Origin of the sequence: Sulfitobacter sp. 1A12056 (assembly GCF_043558125.1) — a bacterium.
Lineage (GTDB): Bacteria > Pseudomonadota > Alphaproteobacteria > Rhodobacterales > Rhodobacteraceae > Sulfitobacter > Sulfitobacter faviae.
Window position 1 is genome coordinate 46,327 of sequence record NZ_JBIFFY010000001.1, and the last position, 24,955, is coordinate 71,281.

At 63.4% G+C, this 24,955-nt stretch carries 25 protein-coding genes; 18 read left to right on the forward strand and 7 right to left on the reverse strand.

Going from position 1 to position 24,955, the window contains the following annotated elements:
• Nucleotides 1-17: 17 nt before the first annotated feature.
• Together metG and ACGYLD_RS00220 are read right to left on the reverse strand one after the other, a co-directional pair.
• The gene (gene metG / locus ACGYLD_RS00215) at nucleotides 18-1,730 is read right to left on the reverse strand and encodes a methionine--tRNA ligase (RefSeq protein WP_394400504.1); all 1,713 of its coding nucleotides are present in this window, start codon (nucleotides 1,728-1,730) and stop codon (nucleotides 18-20) included.
• 70 nt (nucleotides 1,731-1,800) lie between these two features.
• Complete coding sequence (locus ACGYLD_RS00220) at nucleotides 1,801-3,024, reverse strand: MFS transporter (RefSeq protein WP_067267478.1); 1,224 nt, start codon at nucleotides 3,022-3,024, stop codon at nucleotides 1,801-1,803.
• Between the two features lie 155 nt (nucleotides 3,025-3,179).
• On the opposite strand from ACGYLD_RS00220, the gene ACGYLD_RS00225 reads away from it, so the two are divergent.
• Genes ACGYLD_RS00225 through ACGYLD_RS00235 form a run of 3 tightly spaced genes read left to right on the forward strand, consistent with a single transcriptional unit; the run spans nucleotide 3,180 to nucleotide 5,729 of the window.
• Nucleotides 3,180-4,223 carry an aldo/keto reductase gene (locus ACGYLD_RS00225; RefSeq protein WP_271691762.1) on the forward strand — a complete coding sequence of 348 codons (1,044 nt, stop codon included), beginning with the start codon at nucleotides 3,180-3,182 and terminating at the stop codon, nucleotides 4,221-4,223.
• Nucleotides 4,223-4,768: a lipocalin family protein gene (locus ACGYLD_RS00230; protein ID WP_271691761.1), complete on the forward strand. Its 546-nt coding sequence runs from the start codon at nucleotides 4,223-4,225 to the stop codon at nucleotides 4,766-4,768. The genes ACGYLD_RS00225 and ACGYLD_RS00230 overlap by 1 nt, the downstream gene beginning before the upstream one ends.
• A 40-nt stretch (nucleotides 4,769-4,808) precedes the next feature.
• The gene (locus ACGYLD_RS00235) at nucleotides 4,809-5,729 is read left to right on the forward strand and encodes a DMT family transporter (protein ID WP_271691760.1); all 921 of its coding nucleotides are present in this window, start codon (nucleotides 4,809-4,811) and stop codon (nucleotides 5,727-5,729) included.
• Here the strand turns inward: ACGYLD_RS00235 and ACGYLD_RS00240 are convergent.
• Nucleotides 5,726-6,421 (reverse strand): NUDIX hydrolase, encoded by a 696-nt coding sequence (locus ACGYLD_RS00240; RefSeq protein WP_271691759.1) that lies wholly within the window; start codon nucleotides 6,419-6,421, stop codon nucleotides 5,726-5,728. The genes ACGYLD_RS00235 and ACGYLD_RS00240 overlap by 4 nt on opposite strands.
• Nucleotides 6,422-6,463: 42 nt before the next feature.
• The gene (locus ACGYLD_RS00245; RefSeq protein ID WP_067264746.1) at nucleotides 6,464-6,880 is read right to left on the reverse strand and encodes a DUF983 domain-containing protein; all 417 of its coding nucleotides are present in this window, start codon (nucleotides 6,878-6,880) and stop codon (nucleotides 6,464-6,466) included.
• Nucleotides 6,881-7,097: 217 nt separating this feature from the next.
• On the opposite strand from ACGYLD_RS00245, the gene ACGYLD_RS00250 reads away from it, so the two are divergent.
• From ACGYLD_RS00250 to ACGYLD_RS00270, 5 genes are all read left to right on the forward strand, one after another.
• Nucleotides 7,098-7,721, forward strand: a complete 624-nt coding sequence (locus ACGYLD_RS00250; protein ID WP_271691758.1) for a calcium sensor EFh — start codon at nucleotides 7,098-7,100, stop codon at nucleotides 7,719-7,721.
• A gap of 46 nt (nucleotides 7,722-7,767) precedes the next feature.
• Nucleotides 7,768-8,364, forward strand: a complete 597-nt coding sequence (locus tag ACGYLD_RS00255) for an RNA polymerase sigma factor (RefSeq protein ID WP_067264752.1) — start codon at nucleotides 7,768-7,770, stop codon at nucleotides 8,362-8,364.
• Complete coding sequence (locus tag ACGYLD_RS00260; protein ID WP_271691757.1) at nucleotides 8,357-8,713, forward strand: hypothetical protein; 357 nt, start codon at nucleotides 8,357-8,359, stop codon at nucleotides 8,711-8,713. Before ACGYLD_RS00255 ends, ACGYLD_RS00260 begins: the two co-directional genes overlap by 8 nt.
• Before the next feature lies 1 nt (nucleotide 8,714).
• Nucleotides 8,715-9,233 (forward strand): periplasmic heavy metal sensor, encoded by a 519-nt coding sequence (locus ACGYLD_RS00265; RefSeq protein WP_271691756.1) that lies wholly within the window; start codon nucleotides 8,715-8,717, stop codon nucleotides 9,231-9,233.
• Nucleotides 9,234-9,356: 123 nt separating this feature from the next.
• Nucleotides 9,357-9,863, forward strand: a complete 507-nt coding sequence (locus tag ACGYLD_RS00270) for a hypothetical protein (protein ID WP_271691755.1) — start codon at nucleotides 9,357-9,359, stop codon at nucleotides 9,861-9,863.
• Here ACGYLD_RS00270 and ACGYLD_RS00275 read toward each other — a convergent pair.
• Genes ACGYLD_RS00275 through ACGYLD_RS00285 form a run of 3 tightly spaced genes read right to left on the reverse strand, consistent with a single transcriptional unit; the run spans nucleotide 9,860 to nucleotide 12,380 of the window.
• The gene (locus tag ACGYLD_RS00275) at nucleotides 9,860-10,408 is read right to left on the reverse strand and encodes a TadE/TadG family type IV pilus assembly protein (RefSeq protein ID WP_394400511.1); all 549 of its coding nucleotides are present in this window, start codon (nucleotides 10,406-10,408) and stop codon (nucleotides 9,860-9,862) included. The two genes, ACGYLD_RS00270 and ACGYLD_RS00275, sit on opposite strands and share 4 nt — an antisense overlap.
• On the reverse strand, nucleotides 10,408-10,947 hold the full coding sequence (locus ACGYLD_RS00280; RefSeq protein WP_394400514.1) for a TadE/TadG family type IV pilus assembly protein: 540 nt from the start codon (nucleotides 10,945-10,947) through the stop codon (nucleotides 10,408-10,410). Before ACGYLD_RS00280 ends, ACGYLD_RS00275 begins: the two co-directional genes overlap by 1 nt.
• Entirely contained in the window at nucleotides 10,944-12,380 is a 1,437-nt protein-coding gene (locus ACGYLD_RS00285; protein WP_271691752.1) for a Tad domain-containing protein, read from the reverse strand. The genes ACGYLD_RS00280 and ACGYLD_RS00285 overlap by 4 nt, the downstream gene beginning before the upstream one ends.
• 340 nt (nucleotides 12,381-12,720) lie before the next feature.
• Between ACGYLD_RS00285 and ACGYLD_RS00290 the strand changes: the two genes are divergently transcribed.
• The 10 genes from ACGYLD_RS00290 (at nucleotide 12,721) to ACGYLD_RS00335 (ending at nucleotide 24,955) form a co-directional block, all read left to right on the forward strand.
• On the forward strand, nucleotides 12,721-14,151 hold the full coding sequence (locus ACGYLD_RS00290; RefSeq protein ID WP_394400518.1) for a Glu/Leu/Phe/Val dehydrogenase: 1,431 nt from the start codon (nucleotides 12,721-12,723) through the stop codon (nucleotides 14,149-14,151).
• Between the two features lie 151 nt (nucleotides 14,152-14,302).
• Entirely contained in the window at nucleotides 14,303-15,556 is a 1,254-nt protein-coding gene (locus tag ACGYLD_RS00295) for a sarcosine oxidase subunit beta family protein (RefSeq protein ID WP_394400521.1), read from the forward strand.
• Between the two features lie 12 nt (nucleotides 15,557-15,568).
• Entirely contained in the window at nucleotides 15,569-15,841 is a 273-nt protein-coding gene (locus ACGYLD_RS00300) for a sarcosine oxidase subunit delta (RefSeq protein WP_271691750.1), read from the forward strand.
• Nucleotides 15,838-18,774 carry a sarcosine oxidase subunit alpha family protein gene (locus tag ACGYLD_RS00305; RefSeq protein ID WP_394400524.1) on the forward strand — a complete coding sequence of 979 codons (2,937 nt, stop codon included), beginning with the start codon at nucleotides 15,838-15,840 and terminating at the stop codon, nucleotides 18,772-18,774. Before ACGYLD_RS00300 ends, ACGYLD_RS00305 begins: the two co-directional genes overlap by 4 nt.
• On the forward strand, nucleotides 18,767-19,303 hold the full coding sequence (locus ACGYLD_RS00310) for a sarcosine oxidase subunit gamma (RefSeq protein WP_394400527.1): 537 nt from the start codon (nucleotides 18,767-18,769) through the stop codon (nucleotides 19,301-19,303). The genes ACGYLD_RS00305 and ACGYLD_RS00310 overlap by 8 nt, the downstream gene beginning before the upstream one ends.
• A 51-nt stretch (nucleotides 19,304-19,354) precedes the next feature.
• Entirely contained in the window at nucleotides 19,355-19,663 is a 309-nt protein-coding gene (locus ACGYLD_RS00315; RefSeq protein WP_209219329.1) for a hypothetical protein, read from the forward strand.
• Nucleotides 19,664-19,777: 114 nt separating this feature from the next.
• Nucleotides 19,778-21,772 carry a DNA primase gene (gene dnaG / locus ACGYLD_RS00320; protein ID WP_271691746.1) on the forward strand — a complete coding sequence of 665 codons (1,995 nt, stop codon included), beginning with the start codon at nucleotides 19,778-19,780 and terminating at the stop codon, nucleotides 21,770-21,772.
• A 135-nt stretch (nucleotides 21,773-21,907) separates the two neighbouring features.
• Nucleotides 21,908-23,890, forward strand: a complete 1,983-nt coding sequence (gene rpoD / locus ACGYLD_RS00325) for an RNA polymerase sigma factor RpoD (RefSeq protein WP_067264850.1) — start codon at nucleotides 21,908-21,910, stop codon at nucleotides 23,888-23,890.
• Between the two features lie 104 nt (nucleotides 23,891-23,994).
• Nucleotides 23,995-24,405, forward strand: coding sequence for a hypothetical protein (locus ACGYLD_RS00330; protein WP_276155508.1), 411 nt, complete (start codon nucleotides 23,995-23,997; stop codon nucleotides 24,403-24,405).
• Nucleotides 24,406-24,475: 70 nt separating this feature from the next.
• The gene (locus ACGYLD_RS00335) at nucleotides 24,476-24,955 is read left to right on the forward strand and encodes a hypothetical protein (RefSeq protein WP_271691744.1); all 480 of its coding nucleotides are present in this window, start codon (nucleotides 24,476-24,478) and stop codon (nucleotides 24,953-24,955) included.

Consider the following 24,955-nt stretch of genomic DNA (forward strand, 5'->3'; position numbering starts at 1 on the left):
TGTTCCTACATTTTTGATCAGTCGCGCTTACCGGCGAAACGTTCGGCCCAGCTTTCCCGGTCCTCATCGCTGATCTTGGCAAAAAGCACCTCGGGCACTTCAAAGCCGTGGCCGGGGGCAAGCTTGCCCAAGGCCGCGGGCACATCGTCGGGCCACGGCATGTCTTCGACCTTCATCGCCGCCAGCATCGAGGCCGAGGCCGTGGGGATGAAGGGTGCGGAAAGCACGGCGTAGAGCGGGATCAGGTTCAACGCCAGCCGCACCTGCGCCGCCGCGCGGTCGGGGTCAGTCTTGAAGTTGGTCCAAGGCGCTTGGGCTTGCAGATATTCGTTGCCTGCCGCCCAGATGCCGCGCAGTTCGGCGGCGGATTTGCGGACCTCCATCGCCTCCATCAACGTCTCGTAACGGGCGACGCGGGCGGTGATGTCTTCGATCAGCGCCTGTTCCGCCTCACCGTATTCGCCGGCCTCGGGTACCGCTTCGCCGAATTTGGAGCGGCAGAACTTGGTGATCCGGCTGACGAAGTTGCCCAGCACGTCGGCCAAGTCCTTGTTCACCGAGGCTTGAAAGTTTTCCCAAGTGAATTCGGCATCTGAGGTCTCGGGCGCGTGGCTCAAGAGCCACCAGCGCCAGTAATCCGCCGGCAGGATTTCCAACGCCTGATCCATGAAGACGCCGCGCCCGCGCGAGGTGGAGAACTGACCGCCGTCATAATTGAGGTAATTGAAGGACTTGATATAATCCACCAGCTTCCACGGCTCGCCCGAGCCCTTGATCGTGGCGGGGAAGCTGAGCGTGTGGAAGGGGACATTGTCCTTGCCCATGAACTGGGTGTAGCGCACGTCTTCGGCGCCCTTGTCGGTGCGCCACCAGCTTTCCCAATCGGTGCCCTTGCCCGCATCGACCCATTCCTGCGCGCAGGCGATGTATTCGATGGGCGCGTCGAACCAGACGTAGAAGACCTTGCCCTCCATGCCCGGCCAATCCTGATCGCCGCGTTTCACCGGCACGCCCCAGCTGAGGTCGCGGGTGATGCCACGGTCTTGGAGCCCGTCGCCGTCATGCAGCCATTTCTTGGCGATGGAGGTGGTCAGCACGGGCCAGTCGGTCTTGCTGTCGATCCAAGCGTCGAGCTCGTCCTTCAGCTGGCTTTGCTTGAGGAACAGGTGTTTCGTCTCGCGCATCTCCAGATCAGTAGCACCCGAAATGGTCGAGCGCGGGTTGATCAGATCCTCGGGGTCGAGCTGCTTGGTGCAATTGTCGCACTGATCGCCGCGTGCATCCTCGAAACCGCAGTTGGGGCAGGTGCCCTCGACATAGCGGTCGGGCAGGAAGCGCCCGTCGGTCGGCGAATAAATCTGCCGTTGGGAGACCTCTTCGATTAGCCCGCGGTCGGCCAGCGCGCCCGCGAAATGCTGCGTGAGCTTGCGGTTCTGCGGGCTGGACGAGCGGCCAAAGTGATCGAAGGACAGGCCGAACCCATCGGCGATGCGAGCCTGTGTTTCATACATCTCGGCGCAATATTCATCGACCGGTTTGCCCGCTTTCGCGGCGGCAAGCTCGGCGGGGGTGCCGTGCTCGTCCGTGGCGCAGAGGAACAGAACATCCTGCCCCCGGCCACGCTGATAGCGCGCGTAGAGGTCCGCAGGCAGCTGACTGCCCACGAGGTTACCCAGATGTTTGATCCCGTTGATATAGGGGATGGCGGAGGTGATGAGGTGGCGTGTCATATAAATATTCCCGTGCTTGGCGCAGCCTTATCGCAAGGGCTGCGCCAGTTCCAGCAAAAGACGGGACCGGTCAATCGCGGTCCCGCGCGCGGCCCAAGAGCCGCCCGATGAGAAAGCTGGTCCGTGGGGCGTAGACGTAGGGCGTCCGCTCGGCCAAGGTGGGGCGCGCGCGCATCCGGGCAAGGCCAAAGACCACCAGGCCCCCATGCGCCGCCGCAATCATCGCGAAAAGCGCCGCCGCGCCGAAATTGTCGATCAGGACCGAGGCGAGATAGGGCGCGCCGATGGCTCCCAGAGCGAAAAAGAACATCAGGGCGGCGGAAAGCTCTACCCGCTCGTCGGAACTGGCAAAGTCATGGGCATGGGCGGCAGAGACCGAATAGATCGGAAAGGTCGTGGCGCCGAAGAGCCCGGCGGAGAGCATGATCCCCGCCGTGCCATAGCCCGCGCCCATCACGGTGACCGCACAGCCGCCCATCGCGGCGACCGAGAGCCAGATCAGCACCCAGCGGCGGTCGAACTTATCGGCCAGCATCCCCATGGGATATTGCGCAAGCGCACCGCCGAGCACGAAGGCGGCGAGGAACCACGCGATCTGCGGCGCGCTGAGGCCGACTTCTTGGCCGTAGATCGGCCCGACCATCCGGAAAGACGCGCTGGAGACGGCGGCCACGATGACCCCCGCCGCCGCCAGTGGCGAGCGGTCAAAGGCGAGGCGTGGGCGCAGCCGTGGCTGGCTGGGTGTTTCGGGCGGGCGAACCTTGGTCAGCGTCAGCGGCAAGAGGGCGGCACAGCAGCCGATGGCCAGCAGGTTGTAAGAGACGTAAGACGCCGGGGCGAGCACGCCCACGATCAACTGCGCGGCGAGCGAGCCGCTCATGTCCACCACCCGGTAAACGCCCATGGTGCGCCCGCGGGTCTCATTGGTGACTTTGGCCTGCATCCATGCTTCGATCACCGTATAGCAGCCCGCCACGCACATGCCTGACGCGACACGCATCAGCCCCCATGCGTAGGGGTCCACCACCATCATATGCGCCATCAGGCCGATTGATCCGGCGGCGGTGAAGGCCGCAAAGGCGCGGCTGTGGCCGACGCTGCCCATCAACCGAGGTGCCCACCAGCAGCCGATGAAGAACCCCAGAAAATGCGCCGAGCCAAGCATACCGATTTCCTGTCGGCTGAACCCAAGCTGGGCGCCTGACAGCACGTCAATCGGCCCCACACCTCCGGTGGAGAGTTGCAGGAGGATGACCGAGAAGAATAGGGCGGCGAAGGATATGAGCAGGCGCATGGGCGCAGATTGCGTCCATTGCTGCCCAAACGGAAGGCCGAAAACTACCGGGGCTGCGCTTTTGTCGGGGTGCTAGGATCGGCGCGGGGCAATTGCCCTTGCGAAGGCCGGGCAGGCGGCTAGGTTGCGGGCAAATCACAAGCGAGGACCACAAGATGAAGATGAAAAAGCTCGGCTCAAGCGATATCGAGGTCTCGCATTTCTGTTTGGGCTCCATGACATGGGGCACCCAGAACACCGCCGAGGAGGGCCATGCGCAGATCGACCGCGCGCTGGAGGCCGGGATCAACTTCATCGACACTGCCGAGATGTACCCCGTGAACCCGATCAGCGCCGAGACGATTGGCCGGACGGAAGAGATCATCGGCCAATGGTTCGCCCGCGACAAGCGCCGGGACGAGGTGGTTCTGGCCAGCAAACACTCCGGCGAGGGGATGCAGCACGCCCGCGACGGCGCGCCGATTTCCTCCGACACGATCCCCGGCGCCATCGAAGGCTCGCTGAAGCGCTTGCAGACGGATCACATCGACCTTTATCAATTCCACTGGCCCAACCGCGGCAGCTATATGTTCCGCAAGAACTGGCACTACGACCCGTCGAACCAGAACCGGGCCGAGACCATTGCGCATATGGAAGACACGCTCGGCGCGCTGCAACGTGAGGTCGAACGTGGGACGATCCGCGCCTTTGGCCTCAGCAACGAAAGCGCTTGGGGGTTGACCCAATGGGCTGCCGTGGCCGAACGGGTGGGCGGGCCGCGCCCGATCTCGGTGCAGAACGAATATTCGCTGATGTGCCGACTGGCCGATACCGATGTGTCCGAGACCTGCATCAATGAGCAGATTGACATGCTGGCCTTCTCTCCGCTGGCCGCGGGGTTGCTGACCGGGAAATATCAGGGCGGGAAGGTCCCCGCCGGGTCGCGTCTGTCGCTGAACGAAGATCTGGGCGGTCGGGTCACCCCCCGCGCCTTTGAGGCGGTCGCGGCCTATCTTGACGTGGCCGAGAAACATGGGCTCGACCCGGTGCAGATGGCGCTGGCATGGTGTGCGACACGGCCCTTCATGGGCTCAGTGATCTTTGGCGCGACCAGCCTTGAGCAGCTTGACGTGGCGCTTGGCGGGGCGGAGCTGACCTTGAGCGATGAGGTGATGACCGACCTTGACGCGGCGCATAAAGCCCATCCGATGCCCTATTGATGGCCCGCCTTGGGATGCATCTGGCGCGGCGGGGGGCCATGTTGCTGCTCTTGGGCGCCCTCGCGGCATGTAGTGGCGGTGAGGCACCGCCCGCGCAGACCGGGTTTCGAGATGCGGAGGCTTTGATCGGGGCCACCAGCCGCTATGACGCAGCGCGCTTTGGCGGCGATTGGCAGGTCCGGGCCGCATTCCCCGGTGACGCCGACCTGCAGGCCGTGACCTTCGCGCCGGAAGGGCCGACCCTGATTGAACAGCGCCAGACCTGCGACAGCGCCGGATGCCGTAACACCCGCACTCTTTGGGCGCTGAGCGCAAAGGGGCCGGGCCGTTACACGATGCGCGCCGCCGTCGGCGGGGCCGAGCGGCCTTTCTGGGTGCTTTGGGTCGACGAAGGGTTCCGCACGGCGGTCATCGGCAGCCCCGATGGCGGATATGGCTGGATCCTTGACCGACAGGTGACAGGCGGGGCGGACCGGATCGCCGCCGCGCAGGAGATCTTGGCCTTCAACGGCTATGACCTCGGGGCCCTAAAGATGAGGCCCTAAGGCACTGGCCCTGCCGCCCGCCTTCGGCCTATAGGCTGTTATGGACAGTGCTTTCGCCCCCGATCTGTGGATCCTTGTCACCCTTGCCGCCGCCGTCTTTCAGACCGGGCGCTTCATGCTGCAAAAGCATCTGGCGACCGATACGCTTTCGGCAGGCGGGGCGACCTTTTCGCGGTTTCTCTATTCCGCGCCCTTCGTGGCGCTGTTGCTGCCGCTCTATCTGGCGCTGAGCGGGCAGGGGGTGCCGCCGCTTGAGGCGGGCTTCTGGCTGTACGGGGCGATGGGCGGCACGGCGCAGATCATGGCGACGGTCTGCGTGGTACTGTTGTTCAAGCAGCGCAATTTCGCGGTGGGCATCACTTTCAAGAAGACCGAAGTGATCCAGACCGTGCTGATGGGCTGGATCGTGCTGGGCGAGGGTGTTTCGGGCGCGGGCTTTGCGGCCATCGCCCTTGGCGTGCTGGGGCTGCTGTTGCTGTCCGGCGGGGCCGAGGCGCGGGGGCTGCGCCTTAGCGATCTGCGCAACCGTGCGGCGGGGCTGGGCATCGCCTCGGGCTTTCTCTTCGCGATCTCGGCAGTCTGTTATCGCGGCGCTTCGCTCGCCGTGGCCTCGGGCGATCCGCTGTTGCGGGCGGGGGTGACTTTGGCCGCGGTGGTGCTGATGCAAACGTTGATCATGGCGCTTTGGCTACGCCTGCGCGAACCGGGGCAGATGCGCCGGGTCTGGGCCGCGCGGCGGGTGGCGGTTTGGATCGGGCTGACCTCGATGGGCGGGTCGCTCTGTTGGTTCATCGCCTTCACCCTGCAAAACGCGGCCTATGTGAAAGCCTTGGGGCAGGTCGAACTGATGCTAAGCATCGCCGCCACGACCCTGTTCTTTCGCGAGCGGATTTCGCGCCGGGAGTGGGCGGGCATGGCGGTGCTGGCGGTCTCGATCCTGATGCTGGTTTTGGTGACCTAGCCCGACATCGGGCGGCCATGCAGACGCAGGAACAGGCTTTCTTCGTCGTTGTTCTTGAAAAACGGGACCGAGGCAGGCGGGCTGGTGTCACGCGCCCGGGCGGCGACCTCGGCCAATACGACCTCGGTGATGAAGGGCATGTCGAAAGACCGCGCCCGGCTTAGCGGCACCCATTGCAGATGTGACAGCTCATCACAGGCGGCGTCAAAATCATCGGGGTCGCTGGCGATGTCGTCGGCATCCACCAGAAAGAAACGCGCGTCGAAACGGCGCGGGCGGCCCGGCGGTGTCAGGGCGCGAAACACGAATTGCAGGGCGGAGGCATCGGGCAAATGGCCCGTGGCTGCAAAGCTCTGCCAGTCGGGCGGCACATCCCCCTGCCATGCGCCCTTGCGGCCCAGCACCAAACCGGTCTCTTCCCAAAGCTCACGAATGGCGGCAACGGCGATGGCATGGGCGAGCGACGGTTCGGCATCATCACAAAGCCTGCCGTGGCAAAGCGCGTTCACCGGTGCGGCAAGGGGCACATGGGCATCGCCCGCGTCCACCGCCCCGCCGGGAAAGACGAATTTATTCGGCATGAAGGCCGCCTTGGCCCCGCGTTGCCCCATCAGGATATGCGGGGTCTCATGGCGGTCGCGCAGCACGATCACCGTGGCGGCGTTGCGGATTTTGGTCTTGTCGATGGTCATGCGGTAGCGCTCCGGCAGTCAGGGGCCGAAGGGCAGGCCGCCTTAGCTTGACCGGCCGAAGCCGCCCATCCTTTTGGCCCATTGAAAGCCGATCATGGCCCCCTTCAGTCTGGGCAGAAGGTAAAGCGACAGCGCCGTGCAGCCAACCGCAAAAATGGTGAACAGGGTCAGAGGTTCGGGCCGCCAGACCACATAGGCGATGTGCAGCCCCGGTGCCAAAAGGTGACCGACCAGCAGAATGGTCAGATAGGCCGGGCCGTCATCGGCGCGGTGGTGGTGGAATTCCTGACGGCAGACTGCGCAGTCGTCGTTCACTTTCAGATAGCCATGCAGCAGCTCTCCGCCCCCGCAGGAGGGGCATTTGCCACGCCAACCGCGCAGCATGGCAGGCAGGCGGGGCCGCTCTTCGCTGGCGTCGGTCTCTGCGGTGTCGGGGGACAATTGCTGGGTCTGTGACATGGGGCGATCCTCTGGTTGAGGGATAGATGCAGTCTGGGGCGTCAAATGAAAAGACCGGAGGTTGCCGTTGCGGCGCCATGTCGCGCAGGGCGGGGCTTTGCCAATTCTTCGAAAAAAAGTTTGAAAACCTGCGACGGAAGTTTCGGGCTCCGCCGTTTGACCCTGTGATCGCGGCGCAAAAGCGTGAGACGATCTTTAAAAAACGAGGAGTATCAAGATGACCATTCGTACCAATATGAAGATCGCAGCCCTCAGCGGATTGTTGGCCGTGGGTGCCGTGGCCGCCACCGCCCAACCAAACGGGCAGGACCGGTTCCAGCAGCTTGACGCAGATGGCAACGGTGCGATCACGCAGGCAGAGTTTCAGGCCCATGCCGAGGCGCGTTTTGCCAAGGTTGATGCCGATGGCGACGGTTTCGTGACCGGCGAAGAGCTGAAGGCCGCAGGCGATGCACGCCGCGCCGATCGCGCCGCCAAGATGGTTGAGCGTTTCGACACCGACGGCAACGGCAGCCTCGACGCCTCCGAATTGGAAGCCATGGGCGATAAACACGGTGGCAAGCGCGGCGGCAAAGAGGGCGGCAAGCACGGTCATAAGGGCGGTGATAAGGGCGGTGACAAGGGCGCCCGCATGATCGAGCGCATGGACGCCAATGACGACGGCAAACTCTCGATGGAAGAGATGACGCAGCGCCACGATCCGGCCAAGATGTTCGAGCGTCTGGACAAAGACGGTAACGGCAGCGTCAGCGCCGAAGAGTTTGAAGCGGCGAAAAAAATGCATGGCAAGCGGCACCATAAGGGTGACAAAATGGACCATGACAAGCCGCAGCGCGACTAAATGAAGCCTCGGGCGCGCTTGATCATGGCGCGCCCGGACCTTAGCCATGGACGGGATGCAGGATTTGCCCAACGCGCAGCAAGATGCGGATGCCGAGTTGTTGCAACGCTATGCCAATGGCGATGCGGCGGCGGCGCGGTTGCTGACCGCGCGGCTGGTGCCGCGCCTCCACGGCCATGCGCTGCGGGTGCTCGGTGACCGGGCCGAGGCCGAGGATGTGGCCCAAGAGGCGATGCTGCGGCTCTGGCGTCAGGCGCCGAAGTGGCGCAGGGGCGAGGCCAAGGTGACCACTTGGCTTTACCGTGTCGTGGCCAACCTCTGCACCGACCGTCTGCGCCGCCGGGGGGCGGGGGTGTCCGGGCTCGATGATGTGGCGGAACCTGCCGATCCGACCCCCGGTGCCGCGCAGCAGATGCAGCAGGCCGCCCGTGTGGACGCGCTGCAACAGGCGCTGGCCACTTTGCCCGACCGCCAGCGGCAAGCGGTGGTGTTGCGCCATATCGACGGTATGGCCAATCCCGAGATCGCCGAGGTGCTGGGCATCGGGGTCGAAGCGGTGGAAAGCCTGACCGCGCGGGGCAAACGGGCATTGGCCGCGCAACTGTCGGCACAACGGGACGCATTGGGGTTTGAAAATGAGTGACGTCGACGATCTGGAAGATTTCTTTGCCGCGGCCCGGGCCAATCCGCCACAGGTCTCGGCCGATTTGCAGGCCCGCGTTCTGGCTGATGCCGAAGCGCATATGCCCAAAGCGCCGCGCCAGCCGTGGCATCAGGCGCTCTGGCAACTCTTGGGCGGTGCGGCGGGGCTGAGCGGTCTTGCCACTGCCGCGGCTGTCGGGGTTTGGGTCGGAGTGGCACCGCCCGAAGGCATGCCGGATTTGGCCGGGCAGTTCGTGACCGGCACATGGGAGACCGAGACTTCGGACCTCACGGCGGCTGACACAGGCAGCGAATTCGGTGGATTTGGCTGGGACATGGAGGAAAGTTGAGATGACACAGGATCCGACACCGCGGCGCAGGCGCCTCATGCGGGTGGCCCTTGGCCTGTCGCTGGCGTTGAACGTGATGATCCTCGGCGCGCTTGGCGGGGCGATGTGGCGTCATGGCGGGCCGGGGCCGCGTGGCGCTGGCGATTTGCCGGGGCTGCGCAGCTATGCCTCGCCCTATGTACAGACGCTGCCGCCCGAGACACGGCACGAACTGCATAGCAAGATGCGCGCCAGCGGCAAGGCGCATCACCTTGATCGGGATGCGCGCCGCGCGCTTTATGACGAAATGCTCGCCGCGCTTCGGGCCGAGCCGTTTGAGGCCGATGTCGCCGCGGCGGTGCTTGCCGCCCAAGGCGAGGCCGCAGCCAGTGTTCAGCAGGTCGCCCATGAGGCGTGGTTGGCCGAGGTCAGCGCGATGGATGCCGCCGCCCGTCAAGACTATGCCGACAAGCTGCAACAGCGGCTGGAAGCGGGGCCGCCCCGCAAGAAAGGCAAACGCGACGGCAAGCCCGAACGGTGAGCGGGTCGGGTGCCGCCCGGTGCCCGGTCTTGCCCTTTGCCGGACGGCGGGCTAGGCCGAGGGCGAATGACCCCGGCAGGGGGCGGCGTTAACCGGCCCCTTGCCCCTTAGAAAGCCCGGCCCATGACCGACACCTCTCAGATGATGCACAGCGACGCGGAGACCGTGCTGGCCACGGCCAAGGCGTCACCCGCGCGGCGGGCGGTGGGGCTGTTGTCACTGGCGGGGCTGGGGTTGCTGCTGATCTATTCCGCACTGACCCGCTCCCCCGATCCGATCTGGCAGACCGTGCTGGTGCTGGTGGGGCTTGGTTTTATCGCGATTGCCGAGGTGATGCGCCGCGCCACCGCCAGCGCGGTGGAACTGACCGAAGAGGCGCTGCGCGATGCCGATGGCCGGGTGATCGTCCGCATGGACGAAATCGCGCGCATCGATCAGGGTGCTTTCGCGGTCAAACCCTCGAACGGTTTCCTGCTCAAGACCAACCGCCGCGTGGCGCGGGGCTGGCGCTTGGGCCTGTGGTGGAGCCTTGGCCGCCGGATCGGCGTGGGCGGCATGACCCCGGCCAATGAAACCAAGCTGATTGCCGAGATCATCCGCGCCAAACTGGCCGAGCGTGAGGCCGCTTAACCGTCCGACCAGACCGTGCGTGGCGCATAGCGCGGGCGGGTGAAGACGAAGTTGTGAATGTCGCGCCGCTCCAACCCGGTTTTGAACAGTGGCTCGAAGTCGCGCCATGTCTCGACCAGCGTGACACGTTCGTTGTCGGGCATGACGGGCAGTTTGTCATGCCAATTGCGCACATCGTCGCTGGTCAACGGCTCAACCATGCCGCGTACCTGCGACCAATCGGCCTGATAGCGGTTGTTTTCCGCGTCATACCAAAGCGAGCTGACCCGTATCGCGGTTTGCCCGGTGCCCCGGGTGAGATACTCGAACAGTTCTTGCATCCCTTGGAGATAGTCCGCGTCAATCGCCTGCGTCTCGCGCGAGATGGCATCGCCCACGGTATAGGCCGCCGTCTGGTTGAGGTTGTACATCCGGAAGGTGTCAAAGGTCGAATACATGGCCAGATAGGCCCAGAACATCAGCGGCAACATGATCACCGTCTCAACGGCGATGGAGCCGTCCTCGCGCCCTTTGAACCGGGCCAGCAAACTGCAGAAAACGCGCATCAATTCGGCTCCTGCACGAAGGCCGCGCTTGAGACCATGGAAACACGGCCCGCGCCGTCTTTCTCAAGGGCATAGCCAAGGCCGGTGGTCGGAAAGAAGGGCTCAAACCGCGCGCAGGCGCGCAGCAGCATCAACTGATGTTCGACCCCAAGAATCCAGCCGCGCACCGGTCTGGGGTCTTCGGAAGTGTCGACGCAATCGGGCGACTGGTCGAAGCTGGCGAAATTGCGCGGGTCCACGCGGATCATCTCAAGGCGCAGGGTCTCTTCGCAGTCATCCAAGAAGATCGCGGCCTCGCAGATTTTGTCCTTGATGGTCTGATGCGTCATCGGGGTATTGGTGTTCAGCCGGATGTAGCGCACCGTCATGTCGAGCCCCCGGTCAAGGAACATGTGGCGGATGGCGTAAAAGCTCATCTCGACGGACATGAGCAAGCAGCCGAACAGCAGCGGCGACAGGATGGCGAATTCCATCAACATGGCCGAGCCGTCCTCATCGCCGCGAAACCGGCGCCATGCCTTGATGCAGCGCTGTATCATTGCGTCAGCCTCAACTGGTTGATCTGGCGGGCGATGGCCTCGAATGCGCTGACGATCTCGACCCCTTCGACGCGGAAGAAATGGCTGTCGGAGGAGGCGCAGTTCTTCATCACCGAGGCGCCATGGTCGGTCACTTCAAAGCCGATCGACCAGATTACGATGCCCTTGGCCTTGGCCGCGTCGCAGATGTTGTCGAGCAGGGCGTCGGCCTGCGATGCGCTGTATTTCGTCCAGTACCAGCGGTGACGCTCGCTTGAACGGACATTGCGGTTCAGCCACCAGTAGAAGGGGTAATCGCTCCAATGGCGGTAGTGGTCCCGGTTGGCGTAGACTTGGCGGTTGATCCGGCGGGTGGTCACGTTCACCCCGTCAGTCATCAGGATCACCGTTTTCAGCGTGTCGATATCGCTGTAGTCAGCCGGGCGCCCTTGGAAGGCCGCATCGCCACCGATGGCTTGATTGATCGCGCGGAAGGACGGGTCGAGCAGCGCCACGCCCCATTTCATGCCCAGATGAATGGCGGTGTTCGCGCGGGGCTGGAAATTGGAAATCCGGGCTTTCAGCGCGGTGGCGTTCTGCGAATAGGGCGCGATTTCTTCGTAATCCTGCTTCGGGCAGCCGGGGTTGTAGATGTTGTCATAACGGCCGGTGTTGTCGCGATGATAGCCGTTCCAGCTATAGCCCGCCTCGAAGTGTTGCATGTGCTCATAGCTTCGGGTCTGGCTGATGGCGGTGAGGTCAAACTCGCTGTCGTCGAAATCAACGCAATGGGAGAAGGAATGCAACTGGGTGACGTTCAACTCATCCATGATGTCCTTCCCGACGTTGACCTGCGCGGTATAGGGCACGACGGAGATTGAGATCAGGTCCGCGTTCTCGGGCTTGAGCACGGTGTCGATGAAGGCGTCGCTCGCGTCATGGAGGTTGGCCATCTTGCCGTTCTCCCGCATGGAGCCCGAGATATCGAGCACCATGGAAATCTCGACCTTGTTCACCTTTTCCTCCGCCGTAGATTTGGCAGGGACATGCAGCCGGTCTTGGCCGAATTTGGTCATGAACATCGTGTTGAGCGTGCGCGAGGCATCGACGGTAACGCGGCGGTAGTTCAACCCTTCGTCGACCGTTACGCTGGATACATATTCGGCCAGCCCCGCCTTGTCGAAATAATCGCGGGCCACGGCCTCGGGGCTGAGCGTCTGGTCAAGGTCAGCCGCCGCCAGCACGGCGCGGTCGGCCACTGCTTGCACCCTTGCGCGTTCGCGTTCATGGCGCATCAGGTCCACGCCGATGCCGCCCATGAGGATCATCAGCAGGATCATCAGAATGGCAAAGACCGTGACCAGCCCGTCTTCTTCGCGTGCGAAGCGGCGCAGCAGCGCGGGCAGGGGCTGCGGGGGATTTCCCGAACTGTGAGTGCTATCGCGCATCGTCATCAACCTCTCTTCCTTTGGCGTCCTGCGGGCGCCAAAGGGAATGGGCGGCATTTGCCTTGCCCTGTTGTGCTGCGGGAAAGTGTCCAGAGTTTGGCACGTCTGGGGCAATAGGCGGCGCTTGGGGGCGGTTTTCGGGGGCGTTTTGGACCGATTTCCACCGGGCGGGGAGGGTGGCGCGGGCCGCCCCTACCCACGGTTGATAAAGTTTCGCAAATCGCGAGGAATTGGGTCGCGCCCCGCTATGAGGCGTCCTACGGTGCGACTGCATGCCCCTAGGGCAGCCAGATGAGTCGCGCCCGCAAACAAAGGGACCGCGACCGGACAAGAAGAGGAGAGACCGATGAATCCAGCCAATGAGCCGAGTTTCCGCGACAGTGTGGACCTGATGTTCAACCGCGCGGTCGCGCTGATGGATTTGCCGCCCGGTCTCGAAGAGAAAATCCGCGTTTGCAACGCCACCTACACGGTGCGTTTCGGCGTGCGTCTGCGGGGCCGAATGCATACGTTCACCGGCTACCGTTCGGTCCATTCCGAACATATGGAGCCCGTCAAAGGCGGTATCCGCTATTCCATGGCCGTGAACCAGAACGAGGTCGAAGCGCTGGCCGCGCTGATGACCTATAAATGCGCGCTGGTGGAGGCGCCCTTTGGCGGCTCCAAGGGCGGGCTTTGCATCGATCCCCGCGAATACGATGAACATGAGCTTGAACTGATCACCCGGCGTTTCGCCTATGAGTTGATCAAGCGCGACATGATCCACCCCGCGCAGAACGTGCCCGCCCCCGACATGGGCACCGGCGAGCGTGAGATGGCTTGGATCGCGGACCAGTACAAACGCATGAACACCACCGACATCAACGGTGTGGCCTGTGTCACCGGCAAGCCGATCAACGCGGGCGGCATCCAAGGCCGGACCGAGGCAACAGGCCGGGGCGTGCAATATGCGTTGCAAGCCTTCTTCCGTGATCCCGAGGGTCTGAAGAAAGCGGGCCTTTCCGGCAAGCTCGACGGCAAGCGGGTCATCATTCAGGGTCTCGGCAACGTGGGCTATCACGCCGCCAAGTTCCTCAGCGAAGAAGATGGCGCGAAGATTACCGCGATCATCGAACGCGACGGCGCGCTGCACAGCGAAGACGGGCTGAACGTCGAAGCCGTGCACAAGTGGATCGAAAAGCATGGCACCATCAAAGGCTATGCCGATGCGAAGTTCGAAGAGGATGGCGCCAAGTTTTTGGAAGCGGACTGCGATATCCTGATCCCCGCCGCGCTGGAGGGGGTGATCAACCTCACCAATGCCGAACGTATCAAGGCACCATTGATCATCGAGGCCGCGAACGGTCCGGTGACCGCCGGGGCCGATGAGGTGCTGCGCAAGAAGGGCACGGTGATCGTGCCTGATATGTATGCCAACGCGGGCGGTGTGACGGTCTCTTACTTCGAGTGGGTCAAGAACCTCAGCCACATCCGCTTTGGCCGTATGCAGCGCCGTGCCGAGGAATCGCGTCACCAACTGGTGGTGGATGAGCTTGAGCGGCTGAGCGCGGATAAGGACCTCGGCTGGACGCTGAGCCCCGACTTCAAAGAGAAGTATTTGCGCGGTGCGGGGGAGTTGGAACTGGTCCGCTCCGGTCTCGATGACACGATGCGCACGGCCTATGAGGCGATGGCCCATGTCTGGCACAGCCGCGACGATGTCGATGATCTGCGCACGGCGGCCTATCTCGTCTCGATTGAGAAGGTCGCGGCGAGCTATCACGCCAAGGGGCTTTGAGGGGCGTATTGCCTCTCTTGAAGTGACCGAAAAAGGGGCGTCCTGCGCCCCTTTTGCCGTCCGGGGGCTTAGGGGGCGCGAGAGGCGTTTTCGGTCATTGATAATTGCGCCCCAAGTTGCTTGACTGCGCCCAGACCGGGGGAGGCGAATGATGCGATTTTCAGGACTGCGGGTATTGCGCGAAGGCTTGACCGGCAATCGGGGTTGGACGGCGCAATGGCGCGATCCAGAGCCGCAAGCGGAATATGACGCGGTGATTATCGGCGGCGGCGGGCATGGGCTGAGCACGGCTTACTACCTCGCCAAGAACCACGGCATGACGAATATCGCGGTGCTTGAAAAAGGCTACCTTGGCGGGGGCAACGTCGGGCGCAACACGACCGTGGTGCGCGGCAATTACTTTCTGCCCGGCAATTCCGAGTTCTACAGCCATTCGCTGAAACTCTGGGAAGGGCTGTCGGAAGAGTTGAACTATAACGTGATGTTCAGCCAGCGCGGCGTGATCAGCCTGTTCCACTCCGACGCGCAGCGCGATGCTTCAGCCCGGCGCGGCAATGCGATGATCAAGCAGGGCGACGATGCGGAACTGCTCGACCGCGAGGGTCTGCGCAAACTGCTGCCCTATCTGGACTACGACAACGGGCGCTTTCCTATCCACGGTGGCCTCCTGCACCTACGCGGCGGCACGGCGCGCCATGATGCGGTGGCGTGGGGCTATGCGCGCGGCGCGGACCAGCGCGGTGTCGATCTGATCCAACAATGCGAAGTCACCGGCATCGACATCGAAAACGGCCGCGTGCGTGGCGTGCAGACCACACGCGGGGCGATCCGGGCCAAGAAGGTGGCGATCGTGACGGCTGGGCGCTCGGGCCAAGTCGCTGCCATGGCGGGGATGCGCCTGCCGATCGAGAGCCATGTTTTGCAAGCCTTCGTTTCCGAAGGGTTAAAGCCCGTCATCGACCATGTGATCAGCTTTGGCATGGGGCATTTCTATATCAGCCAGTCCGACAAGGGCGGGTTGGTCTTTGGTGGCGATCTGGATTTCTATGCCTCCTACGCGCAGCGCGGCAACCTGCCGATGATGGAACATGTGATGGAGGCGGGGATGACCCTGATGCCGATGATCGGCAAGGCCCGCGTGCTGCGCTCTTGGGGTGGGATCATGGACATGACACCCGATGGCAGCCCGATCATCGACAAGACCGAGACCGAGGGTTTGTTCGTCGACTGCGGCTGGTGCTACGGCGGCTTCAAGGCGGTGCCCGCCTCGGGCTATGCGCTGGCGCATCTGATGGCAACGGGGCAGCATCATGAGACGGCGGCGGGCTTTAGGCTCGACCGGTTCCGCTCGGGCGAAGGTTTGATGGATGAAGAGGCCACCGGGTCTCAGCACAACTTGCATTGAGGGAGGGCAGATATGCGGATTGAATGCCCCATTTGCGGCAGCCGGGACCGGCGAGAGTTTTATTATCGCGGCGATGCCATCGCCTTGGCGCGGCCTACGCCCGAGGCCGGGGATGATGTGTGGGACGCCTACCTCCACCTGCGCGACAACCCTGCGGGAGAGACCCGCGACCTGTGGCAGCATGAGACCGGCTGCGGCGCGTGGCTCGTCGTCACCCGCGATACGGTGACCCATGCGGTACACGCCGTCGAACTAGCGTCGGATGTGAAAAGGGCCATGGCATGAGGATTGCAGGGCGCGGATTGATCGACCGGGAGACGCCGGTCAGCTTTACCTTCGACGGGCGGCGCTATGGCGGGTTTGCGGGCGATACGGTCGCCTCGGCCATGCTGGCGAATGGGCAGCGGCTGATGGGGCGGTCGTTCAAATATCATCGCCCGCGCGGGGTTTTGAGCGCGGGCAGCGAAGAGCCGAACGCGTTGGTGACCACCGGCGTCGGCCCCGCGTCAGAGCCCAACGTTCGCGCCACCATGCAAGAGATTTACGAAGGTTTGCAGGTGCGCAGCCAGAACGCTTGGCCGAGCCTCGATCTCGATCTCATGGCGGTGAACGATCTGGCATCACCCTTTCTGGGGGCGGGGTTCTATTACAAGACCTTCATGTGGCCGCGCAATTTTTGGCGGCGCGTCTATGAGCCGGTGATCCGCCGCGCGGCGGGTCTGGGGCGGCTGAGCGGCCAGCCCAACGCGGACGCCTATGAGAAAGCCTATGCCTTTTGCGATCTTTTGGTGATCGGCGCAGGCCCGACGGGTTTGATGGCGGCGCTGGTGGCGGCGCGGGCGGGGGCGGATGTGATCCTCGCCGACGAAGATGCGCTGATGGGCGGGCGGCTGAATGCCGAGAACGAGCGTGTCGATGGTGAGCCAGGCCATGTATGGGCGGCGGGCGTGGTCGCGGAACTCGCGGCGATGGACAATGTGCGGCTGATGCCCCGCACGACGGTGACCGGCGCCTATGACGGCGGCATGTTCGGCGCGTTGGAACGGGTCAACCAACACCGCGCGCGGCGGGGCGAGGGCGCGCCGCTTGAGTGTTTCTGGCGCATCGCAGCCAAGCAATCCATCCTCGCAGCAGGCGCGTTGGAGCGCCCCGTGGCCTTTGCCAACAACGACCGCCCGGGCATCATGACCGCGGGCGCGGTGCGCGCCTATCTCAACCGCTGGGGCGTGGCGCCGGGCAAGCAGGTTGCGGTCTTTGGCAATAACGACGACGCCCATCGCACGGCCCGCGATCTGGCGGCAGCAGGCGTGCATGTGGCCGCACTGATCGACAGCCGCGAGGGCGTCAGCCACGATGGCGCGGATTTCCCGGTGCTGAGCGGGGCGGTGGTCTGCAACACTTCGGGCGGCAAGGAGTTGGAGGCGGTGTCGATCCGCACCGCCGGGGGCGTGCATAAGATACAGGCCGATTGTCTGGCCATGTCGGGCGGTTGGAACCCCTCGCTGCACCTCACCTGCCATATGAACGGGCGACCGACATGGTCGCCCGAGATCCACGCCTTTCTGCCCACCCCCGGCGCGGTGCCGGGAATGCATGTGGCGGGAGCCTGTAACGGCAGCTTCTCGACCCACGGCTGCCTTGCGGCGGGTGTGGCGGCGGCAGGGGACGCGTTGGCGGCTTTGGGCCGCAAGCCAGAGCCCATCGATCTGCCGCAGGCCGATGACGCGCCCTACCGCCTTGCCCCGCTTTGGGCAGTGCCGGGCAAGGGCCGGGCGTGGCTGGATTTTCAGAACGATGTCTGCGTAAAGGATGTGCAGCAGGCGGCGGCAGAGAGCTTCCGCTCGGTCGAGCATATGAAGCGCTACACGACCCAAGGCATGGCCCCCGATCAGGGCAAGAACTCCAACGTGGCGGCGCTGGCGGTGCTGGCAGATGCCACCGGGCGCGGCATTGCCGAGACGGGCACGACCACCTTCCGCCCGCCCTATACTCCGGTTGCGATTGCAGCGATGGGCGCGGGCGGGCAGGGCAAGGGCTTTGCGCCCGAACGGCTGACCACCAGTCATGCGGCCAGCCTTGCCATGAACGCCCCAATGGTGGAGGCGGGGCTGTGGTATCGCCCCAGCTATTTTCCGCGCGGGCAGGAGCGCAACTGGCGTCAATCCTGTGATCGCGAGGTCGGCTTTGTCCGCAAGACGGTGGGCATCTGCGATGTCTCGACCCTAGGCAAGATCGACATTCAGGGGCCGGATGCGGCCAAGCTGCTCGATCTGGTTTATACGAACAAGTTCAACAGCTTGAAGGTCGGTAAGGTACGCTATGGTTTGATGCTGCGCGAAGACGGTTTCGTCATGGACGATGGCACCTGCGCGCGTTTGGCTGAGACGCATTACCTGATGACCACTACCACCGGCGCTGCCGGTGAGGTGATGCGCCATCTGGAATTCGTCACGCAATGCCTGCACCCCGAATGGCAGGTGCATCTTTCTTCGGTCACCGAACAATGGGCGCAATTCGCCGTGGCAGGGCCGAATTCTCGTGAATTGCTGAACGGGCTGCTGGAGCAGCCGATCGACAATGAGAGCTTCCCCTTCATGGCCTGCGGCGATGTGCGGCTCGGCGGGGTGGCGGCACGGCTGTTCCGCATCTCCTTTTCCGGCGAACATGCTTATGAGATCGCCGTGCCCGCGCGCTATGGCGCGGCGCTGTTCGACCTGCTCGTCGCGCGGGCCGAGGCGCTGGAGGGCGGCGCCTATGGGATGGAGGCGCTCAACGTGCTGCGGTTGGAAAAGGGGCATATCACCCATGCAGAGATCGACGGCCGCGCCACGGCAGAGGATATCGGCATGGGGCGGATGCTGTCGGATGCCAAGGATTGCATCGGCAAGGCCATGTCCGAACGCCCCGGCCTGCGCGACCCAAACCGCGCGCAACTGGTCGGGCTGCGGCCCGTCGGCGCGGTGAAACAACTCACGGTAGGGGCGTTTCTGTTCGAGGCCGGGGCCGAGGCCAGCCGCGAGAATGCGCAAGGCCATACGACCTCGGTCGGCTTTTCGCCGGATGTTGGCACTTTTATCGGGCTGGGCTTCGTCACCCGGGGCCGCGCACGGCATGGGGAGGTGATGCGCATGGTCGACCATCTGCGCGAAATCGAGGCGGAGGTGGAGATCTGCGCCCCGGTCTTTGTGGACCCTGAAGGAGGACCCGCCCGTGGTTGAATTGAAAGCGCAAACGCCGTTCGGCGATCTGCTCCCGCTGCACATCGGTGACATGACGGTGGCGGCTCGCGATCTGGGCCAGTTGACCGTGCTGGGCGTGTTTGATCCGGCGGCCCTCACCAAGGCGCTAAAGGCCGCCCATGGGGTTGCCCTGCCGGAGCCGCTTCAGAGCACCGCCAACGGCGATGCTCGCTGTCTGTGGTTTGGCCGGAAAGAGGCGTTGCTTGTCGGCCCCGCACCAGATGAGGCGCTTGCGAAACATGCAGCCCTTGTCGATGTCTCGGACGGATGGGCGGTGGCGGAGTTGCAGGGGCCGGGGGCCGAAGATGTACTGGCGCGACTGGCCCCGGTTGACCTGCGCGCGGCGGCGTTCAAACCCGGTCAGACCCTGCGCAGCCCCTTGCGCGAAATGCCCGCCGCGATCACCCGAACCGACACCGGCTTCCTGCTTATGGTCTATCGGTCGATGGCCGCCACTTTGGTGCAGGAGTTGCGCCGCGCTATGGAAGCGGTGGCATCGCGGCGCTAGGTTGTGCGGCAGGGGCCCGAATCCCCGTTAGGCAAACAACGGAGCATAGACATGAACAAAACGATTTTCGCCGCATTGGCCGCGATCAGCATGGCGGTCTCGGGCCCGGCGCTGGCGGCCTCGAAGAAAGAGACGAGCTGCATGCATCAGGCCGCCGTGGTCGCCGCCGTGCAGCAGGCCCGCCTCGACCGCGTAAAAGAGCGCCAAGTCCCCGCCGCCGTGAAGGCCAAGGCGACATGGCCCGAAAGCTTCAACACCGCGATTCCGCTGGTGACCCCTTGGGTCTACGAGATGAAGATGCGCGACGTGAAAAAGAACGATCTCGCCGCCGCGTGGAAAGAAATGTGCCTCGCCCAATAGGCTGACCAACGCCGTGCCGGGCAGGGGGCGCTGCCCGGCAAAAGGGGCGTTTTACCGCCCGCTGCCGCGCCGCCTCCTCTGGACTCTGTACTGCCCCAGCCGGTATATGAAGCCATGAGCCTGCCCCCCGGATTTTTGGAAGAACTGCGTGACCGCGCCAGCCTGTCTCAGGTGGTGGGGCGCAAGGTTGTTTGGGACAACCGAAAGTCCAATCAGGGCAAGGGCGACATGTGGGCGCCATGCCCCTTCCATCAGGAAAAATCCGCGAGCTTTCACGTCGATGATCGCAAAGGCTTCTACTACTGCTTTGGGTGCCACGCAAAAGGGGATGCAATCTCTTTCGTGCGTGAGACCGAGAATGTGAGCTTCATGGAAGCGGTGGAGATCATCGCCCGCGAAGTCGGCATGCCGATCCCCAAGCAAGACCCCCGCGCACAGGCAAAGGCCGACAAGCGCACGCAATTGGCCGAGGTGATGGAGCAAGCGGTGCAATGGTTCCGCCTGCAATTGCGCACCGGGGCTGCGGGCGCTGCGCGCGATTATCTGGCCAAGCGCGGATTATCGGAACAGGCGCAGGCCCATTGGGAGATTGGTTTCGCCCCGAACAGTTGGCAGGGGCTGTGGGATGCGCTCAAATCAAAAGGCGTGGCGGATGAGTTGATCCTCGGGGCGGGGCTGGCGAAACCCTCCTCCAAGGGCGGCAAGCCCTATGACACGTTCCGGGGGCGCATCATGTTCCCGATCCGCGATGCGCGGGGCCGGGCGATTGCCTTTGGCGGTCGCGCGATGGACCCCGAGGATAAGGCGAAATACCTCAACTCGCCCGAGACCGAACTTTTTGACAAGGGCCGCAGCCTTTACAACGTCAAACACGCCCGCGCCGCCGCAGGGCGGGGGCAGCCGCTGATCGTGGCCGAAGGCTATATGGATGTGATCGCCCTGCATGGGGCGGGGTTCGAAGGGGCCGTGGCTCCCTTGGGCACCGCGATCACCGAGAACCAATTGCAGATGTTGTGGCGTATCGCGCCTGAGCCGATCATCACGCTGGATGGCGATGCGGCGGGCCAACGCGCGGCGTTGCGCCTGATCGATCTGGCGCTTCCGCTGTTGGAGGCCGGGCAAAGCCTGCGTTTCGCGGTCATGCCCGAGGGGCAGGACCCCGACGATCTGCTGCGTGCGCAGGGGCCGGACGCTTTGCAAAAGCTTCTGGACAGCGCCTTGCCCATGGTGCGCCTGCTGTGGCAGCGCGAGACCGAGGGCAAGGTTTTCGACAGCCCCGAACGCAAAGCGGCGCTGGACAAAAGCCTGCGCGAAAAGATCAAACTGATCCGCGACCCGTCGATCCGCAGCCATTATGGGCAAGAGATCAAGGACCTGCGGTGGGAGCTGTTCCGCCCGCAGAAGAAACGGCCCGAATTCCGCCCCGTCGGGGGCAAAGCGCCGGGCAAGGGCAAAGGCGGCAAGGGCGCTGCTTGGGGCGCGCCGCTGGCCCCGCTGGCCAGCACCAAAGCCTCGGCACTCGTGGCGATGAGCGATGAGCAGGTGGGCATGCATCTGCGCGAGGCGGTGATCCTTGTGGCCCTCGTCGATTGCCCGCAGTTGGTCGAGACCTTCGAGACGGGGTTGGAGGCGATGCGCTGCGATGACCCTGATCACGCGCGGCTGCGCGATCTGCTGCTGCGCTTTGGCCATGCGGGCGAAGAGCGGCTGAGCGAGGAGATTTCCTACTCCCTCGGCTGGGAGACACTTGAAAACATGAAGGGGCAACGCCACGTTGCCATCACGCCCTGCATCCGCAATCCCGGCAATGTGGACATGACCCGCCTGACCGTGGCCGAGGAACTGGCCAAACTGGATGCCGCCCGTGGGCTGAACGAAGAGATCGCCGAAGCCGTCGAAGACCTCAGCGGCCCGGCGGATGAGGGGGTCACCTGGCGTTTGAGCGAAGCGGCCCGTGCCGCCGATCTTGCCCGCCGCAGCGCACAGGAAGAAAGCAACGGGGAATTCGACGTGGGCGACAACGGCATGACGATGGACCGCGATGAGCGCAGCGCATTGGACGCGCTGTTGGGAACGATTAAATATGACAAGTCAAAGGGCCGCGGATGAGCATCGGCGTGGCCCATTTGCAGGACTTTTTGAAAATGCTGGGCAACGGGTTTAAGAATCACCGATAACCCCGCATGATTCGGAAAACCGAATCGTCTGCGGATGATTCGCGCTGACGCGCTGAAGGAGCATGAGATGGCTGCCAAAGATACGAATGACGACGCAAAGAGCAACGATTCAGAGGCCGGCCACTCGCTCGACATGAGCCAAGCCGCCGTGAAGAAGATGATCGGTGAGGCCCGCGAGAAGGGCTATATCACCTATGATCAGCTCAACACGGTGCTGCCGCCCGATCAGGTCAGCTCGGAACAGATCGAAGACGTGATGTCGATGCTCTCGGAAATGGGCATCAATATCATCGAAGACGAGGAAGCCGAAGAGGAAGAGAACAAAGGCTCGACCGAGGTTGCGACCACTGAGTCCAACCGCGATGTGGCGCTGTCCTCCGGCACTTCCGAGAAGCTTGACCGCACCGATGACCCGGTGCGCATGTACCTGCGCGAAATGGGCAGCGTGGAGCTTTTGAGCCGCGAGGGCGAGATCGCCATCGCCAAGCGCATCGAGGCTGGCCGCAACACGATGATCGCCGGGCTTTGCGAAAGCCCGCTGACCTTCCAGGCGATCACCATCTGGCGTGACGAACTTCTGTCTGAAGACATTCTGCTGCGCGATGTGATCGACCTTGAGGCGACCTTTGGCACGCAGATGGGCGATGAGGAGGAAACCTCTCCGGTCGTCGCCCCCGCCGCCGGGGCCGAAACCAAGACCGAAGAATCCAAGCCCGAATATGACGCCGACGGCAATCCGATCTCGTCGGACGACGACGACGACGAGGACGAACAGGCCAACATGAGCCTTGCGGCCATGGAAGCGGCGCTGAAACCGCAGGTTCTGGAAGCGCTCGACATCATCGCGGATGACTATGAAAAGCTCAGCGCGATGCAGGACAGCCGGATTTCGGCCACGCTGAACGAAGACGGCTCTTTCACCAAGGAACAGGAAGAGACCTATCAGAAGCTGAGGTCGGAAATCGTGCTTTTGGTGAACGACCTGCACCTGCACAACAACCGTATTGAAGCGCTGATCGACCAGCTTTACGGCATTAACCGCCGTATCATGCAGATCGACAGCGCCATGGTGAAGCTCGCCGACCAAGCGCGCATCAACCGCAAGGAATTCGTCGACAACTACCGCGGCTATGAGCTTGATCCCAACTGGATGGAGCGGATGGCCGAGAAGTCCGGCCGGGGCTGGCAGATGTTCATCGAACGCTCCTCGGAAAAGGTCGAAGAACTGCGCGCCGACATGGCGCAGGTCGGCCAATATGTCGGGCTGGATATCTCGGAATTCCGCCGCATCGTGCAGCAGGTCCAGAAGGGTGAGAAAGAAGCCCGTCAGGCCAAGAAAGAGATGGTCGAAGCGAACCTGCGCCTCGTCATCTCCATCGCCAAGAAGTACACGAACCGGGGTCTGCAATTCCTTGATCTCATTCAGGAAGGCAACATCGGCCTGATGAAGGCCGTCGATAAGTTCGAGTATCGCCGCGGCTACAAGTTCTCCACCTACGCGACATGGTGGATCCGTCAGGCGATCACCCGTTCGATTGCTGACCAAGCCCGCACCATCCGCATTCCGGTGCATATGATCGAGACGATCAACAAACTGGTCCGCACCGGTCGCCAGATGCTGCACGAGATTGGCCGTGAGCCGACGCCGGAGGAACTGGCTGAGAAGCTGCAAATGCCGCTCGAAAAGGTCCGCAAGGTGATGAAGATCGCCAAGGAGCCGATCAGCCTTGAGACGCCCATCGGCGACGAGGAAGACAGCCAGCTGGGTGACTTCATTGAGGACAAGAATGCCGTGCTGCCGCTCGACAGTGCCATTCAGGAAAACCTCAAGGAGACCACGACGCGGGTGCTCTCCTCGCTCACCCCGCGCGAGGAACGCGTGCTGCGGATGCGCTTCGGCATTGGCATGAACACCGACCACACGCTCGAAGAGGTCGGCCAGCAATTCTCGGTCACGCGCGAACGTATTCGCCAGATCGAGGCCAAGGCGCTGCGCAAGCTGAAACATCCCAGCCGCTCGCGCAAGCTGCGCAGCTTTCTGGACCAATAAACCAAAACGCGGCCCCGGTGGCCGCGTTTTCTTTTGCGGGGCGGGTCTTTGACCTGCCGCCCGCGCCGCTTACATCAAGGGGGTATCCCAAGAAGGTTCCCATGATGCGCAAAACTGTCCTTACCCTTCTTTGTCTTATGCTGCCGCTGCAAGCCGCCGCACAGGCCTACCGGGCCGAGAACCGGCTGATCGTCGTGCCCCTCACCGCGCAGGAGTTCGAGGTGATCGAAGACCACGGCGCAGGCGCGCGTCACATCTGGTGCGCCGCAGCGGAGTTTGCGCAGGACGTTCTGGGCCTCCCGCGAGGGGAGCGGCTTTATATCAAAACGCCTCGCGGCCCGTCGGTGAGCGGCGTGGGCCGTACCGGCGTCGTTTACACCACCAACCCTCAGCGGGCGAGCGGCGACAGGGGGCAGTCCTATTCCGTCACGATCAACCAAGCGGGAGAGAACCTGCCCAGCCATCATGCGCGGCAGTTCTGTCTGGATCGCATAATTGAGTTGCGGGATTTCTGAGCCGGGGAAGCCGTTGTTTTCACGCGGTGGCGGGCTTATTCTGCGGGTATTGTTACGACGGATTGATCTCATGCGTTTTCTACTCGCCAGCCTGCTTCTGACCCTCGGCACCAGCCAAGCCCTTGCCCATTGCCACCAGCGTAGCGCCACGGTTCTAACCTGTACGATTGACCATGGGACGAAGCAGTTGGAGGTCTGCCTCGACGGGGAAGAGGTGATCTACCGCTTCGGCCCGCCTGACGCGCCCGGTCTGACCCTGAGCGCTCCGATCACGGAGGTGGCGCATCAGCCTTGGCCGGGCATAGGTCGTGCCATCTGGGAAAGCACGACCTTTCGGAATGGCGCTTTTACATACGAGGTCCATGGCTCTTTCGACAAACTCGATCAGATCAGCGATGGTGGGGTGACGGTGCGCGAGAATGGGCGCGAGATCGCCTCGCTCTCCTGCGACAGGGGGTCAGCGGAACTGGGCCTCTTTGCCATAAGCGACGCGAAAGAGGCGGCTGGCCAATGTTGGGGCGCTGAGGCGCAGCACTGGGGGGCCTGCTGA

Bases quoted from the DNA above. Each gene is read 5' to 3' on its own strand.
- metG (WP_394400504.1), bottom strand. From the start codon at position 1,730: ATGACACGCCACCTCATCACCTCCGCCATCCCCTATATCAACGGGATC.
- ACGYLD_RS00220 (WP_067267478.1), bottom strand. From the start codon at position 3,024: ATGCGCCTGCTCATATCCTTCGCCGCCCTATTCTTCTCGGTCATCCTC.
- ACGYLD_RS00225 (WP_271691762.1), top strand. From the start codon at position 3,180: ATGAAGATGAAAAAGCTCGGCTCAAGCGATATCGAGGTCTCGCATTTC.
- ACGYLD_RS00230 (WP_271691761.1), top strand. From the start codon at position 4,223: ATGGCCCGCCTTGGGATGCATCTGGCGCGGCGGGGGGCCATGTTGCTG.
- ACGYLD_RS00235 (WP_271691760.1), top strand. From the start codon at position 4,809: ATGGACAGTGCTTTCGCCCCCGATCTGTGGATCCTTGTCACCCTTGCC.
- ACGYLD_RS00240 (WP_271691759.1), bottom strand. From the start codon at position 6,421: ATGACCATCGACAAGACCAAAATCCGCAACGCCGCCACGGTGATCGTG.
- ACGYLD_RS00245 (WP_067264746.1), bottom strand. From the start codon at position 6,880: ATGTCACAGACCCAGCAATTGTCCCCCGACACCGCAGAGACCGACGCC.
- ACGYLD_RS00250 (WP_271691758.1), top strand. From the start codon at position 7,098: ATGACCATTCGTACCAATATGAAGATCGCAGCCCTCAGCGGATTGTTG.
- ACGYLD_RS00255 (WP_067264752.1), top strand. From the start codon at position 7,768: ATGGACGGGATGCAGGATTTGCCCAACGCGCAGCAAGATGCGGATGCC.
- ACGYLD_RS00260 (WP_271691757.1), top strand. From the start codon at position 8,357: ATGAGTGACGTCGACGATCTGGAAGATTTCTTTGCCGCGGCCCGGGCC.
- ACGYLD_RS00265 (WP_271691756.1), top strand. From the start codon at position 8,715: ATGACACAGGATCCGACACCGCGGCGCAGGCGCCTCATGCGGGTGGCC.
- ACGYLD_RS00270 (WP_271691755.1), top strand. From the start codon at position 9,357: ATGACCGACACCTCTCAGATGATGCACAGCGACGCGGAGACCGTGCTG.
- ACGYLD_RS00275 (WP_394400511.1), bottom strand. From the start codon at position 10,408: ATGCGCGTTTTCTGCAGTTTGCTGGCCCGGTTCAAAGGGCGCGAGGAC.
- ACGYLD_RS00280 (WP_394400514.1), bottom strand. From the start codon at position 10,947: ATGATACAGCGCTGCATCAAGGCATGGCGCCGGTTTCGCGGCGATGAG.
- ACGYLD_RS00285 (WP_271691752.1), bottom strand. From the start codon at position 12,380: ATGACGATGCGCGATAGCACTCACAGTTCGGGAAATCCCCCGCAGCCC.
- ACGYLD_RS00290 (WP_394400518.1), top strand. From the start codon at position 12,721: ATGAATCCAGCCAATGAGCCGAGTTTCCGCGACAGTGTGGACCTGATG.
- ACGYLD_RS00295 (WP_394400521.1), top strand. From the start codon at position 14,303: ATGCGATTTTCAGGACTGCGGGTATTGCGCGAAGGCTTGACCGGCAAT.
- ACGYLD_RS00300 (WP_271691750.1), top strand. From the start codon at position 15,569: ATGCGGATTGAATGCCCCATTTGCGGCAGCCGGGACCGGCGAGAGTTT.
- ACGYLD_RS00305 (WP_394400524.1), top strand. From the start codon at position 15,838: ATGAGGATTGCAGGGCGCGGATTGATCGACCGGGAGACGCCGGTCAGC.
- ACGYLD_RS00315 (WP_209219329.1), top strand. From the start codon at position 19,355: ATGAACAAAACGATTTTCGCCGCATTGGCCGCGATCAGCATGGCGGTC.
- dnaG (WP_271691746.1), top strand. From the start codon at position 19,778: ATGAGCCTGCCCCCCGGATTTTTGGAAGAACTGCGTGACCGCGCCAGC.
- rpoD (WP_067264850.1), top strand. From the start codon at position 21,908: ATGGCTGCCAAAGATACGAATGACGACGCAAAGAGCAACGATTCAGAG.
- ACGYLD_RS00330 (WP_276155508.1), top strand. From the start codon at position 23,995: ATGCGCAAAACTGTCCTTACCCTTCTTTGTCTTATGCTGCCGCTGCAA.
- ACGYLD_RS00335 (WP_271691744.1), top strand. From the start codon at position 24,476: ATGCGTTTTCTACTCGCCAGCCTGCTTCTGACCCTCGGCACCAGCCAA.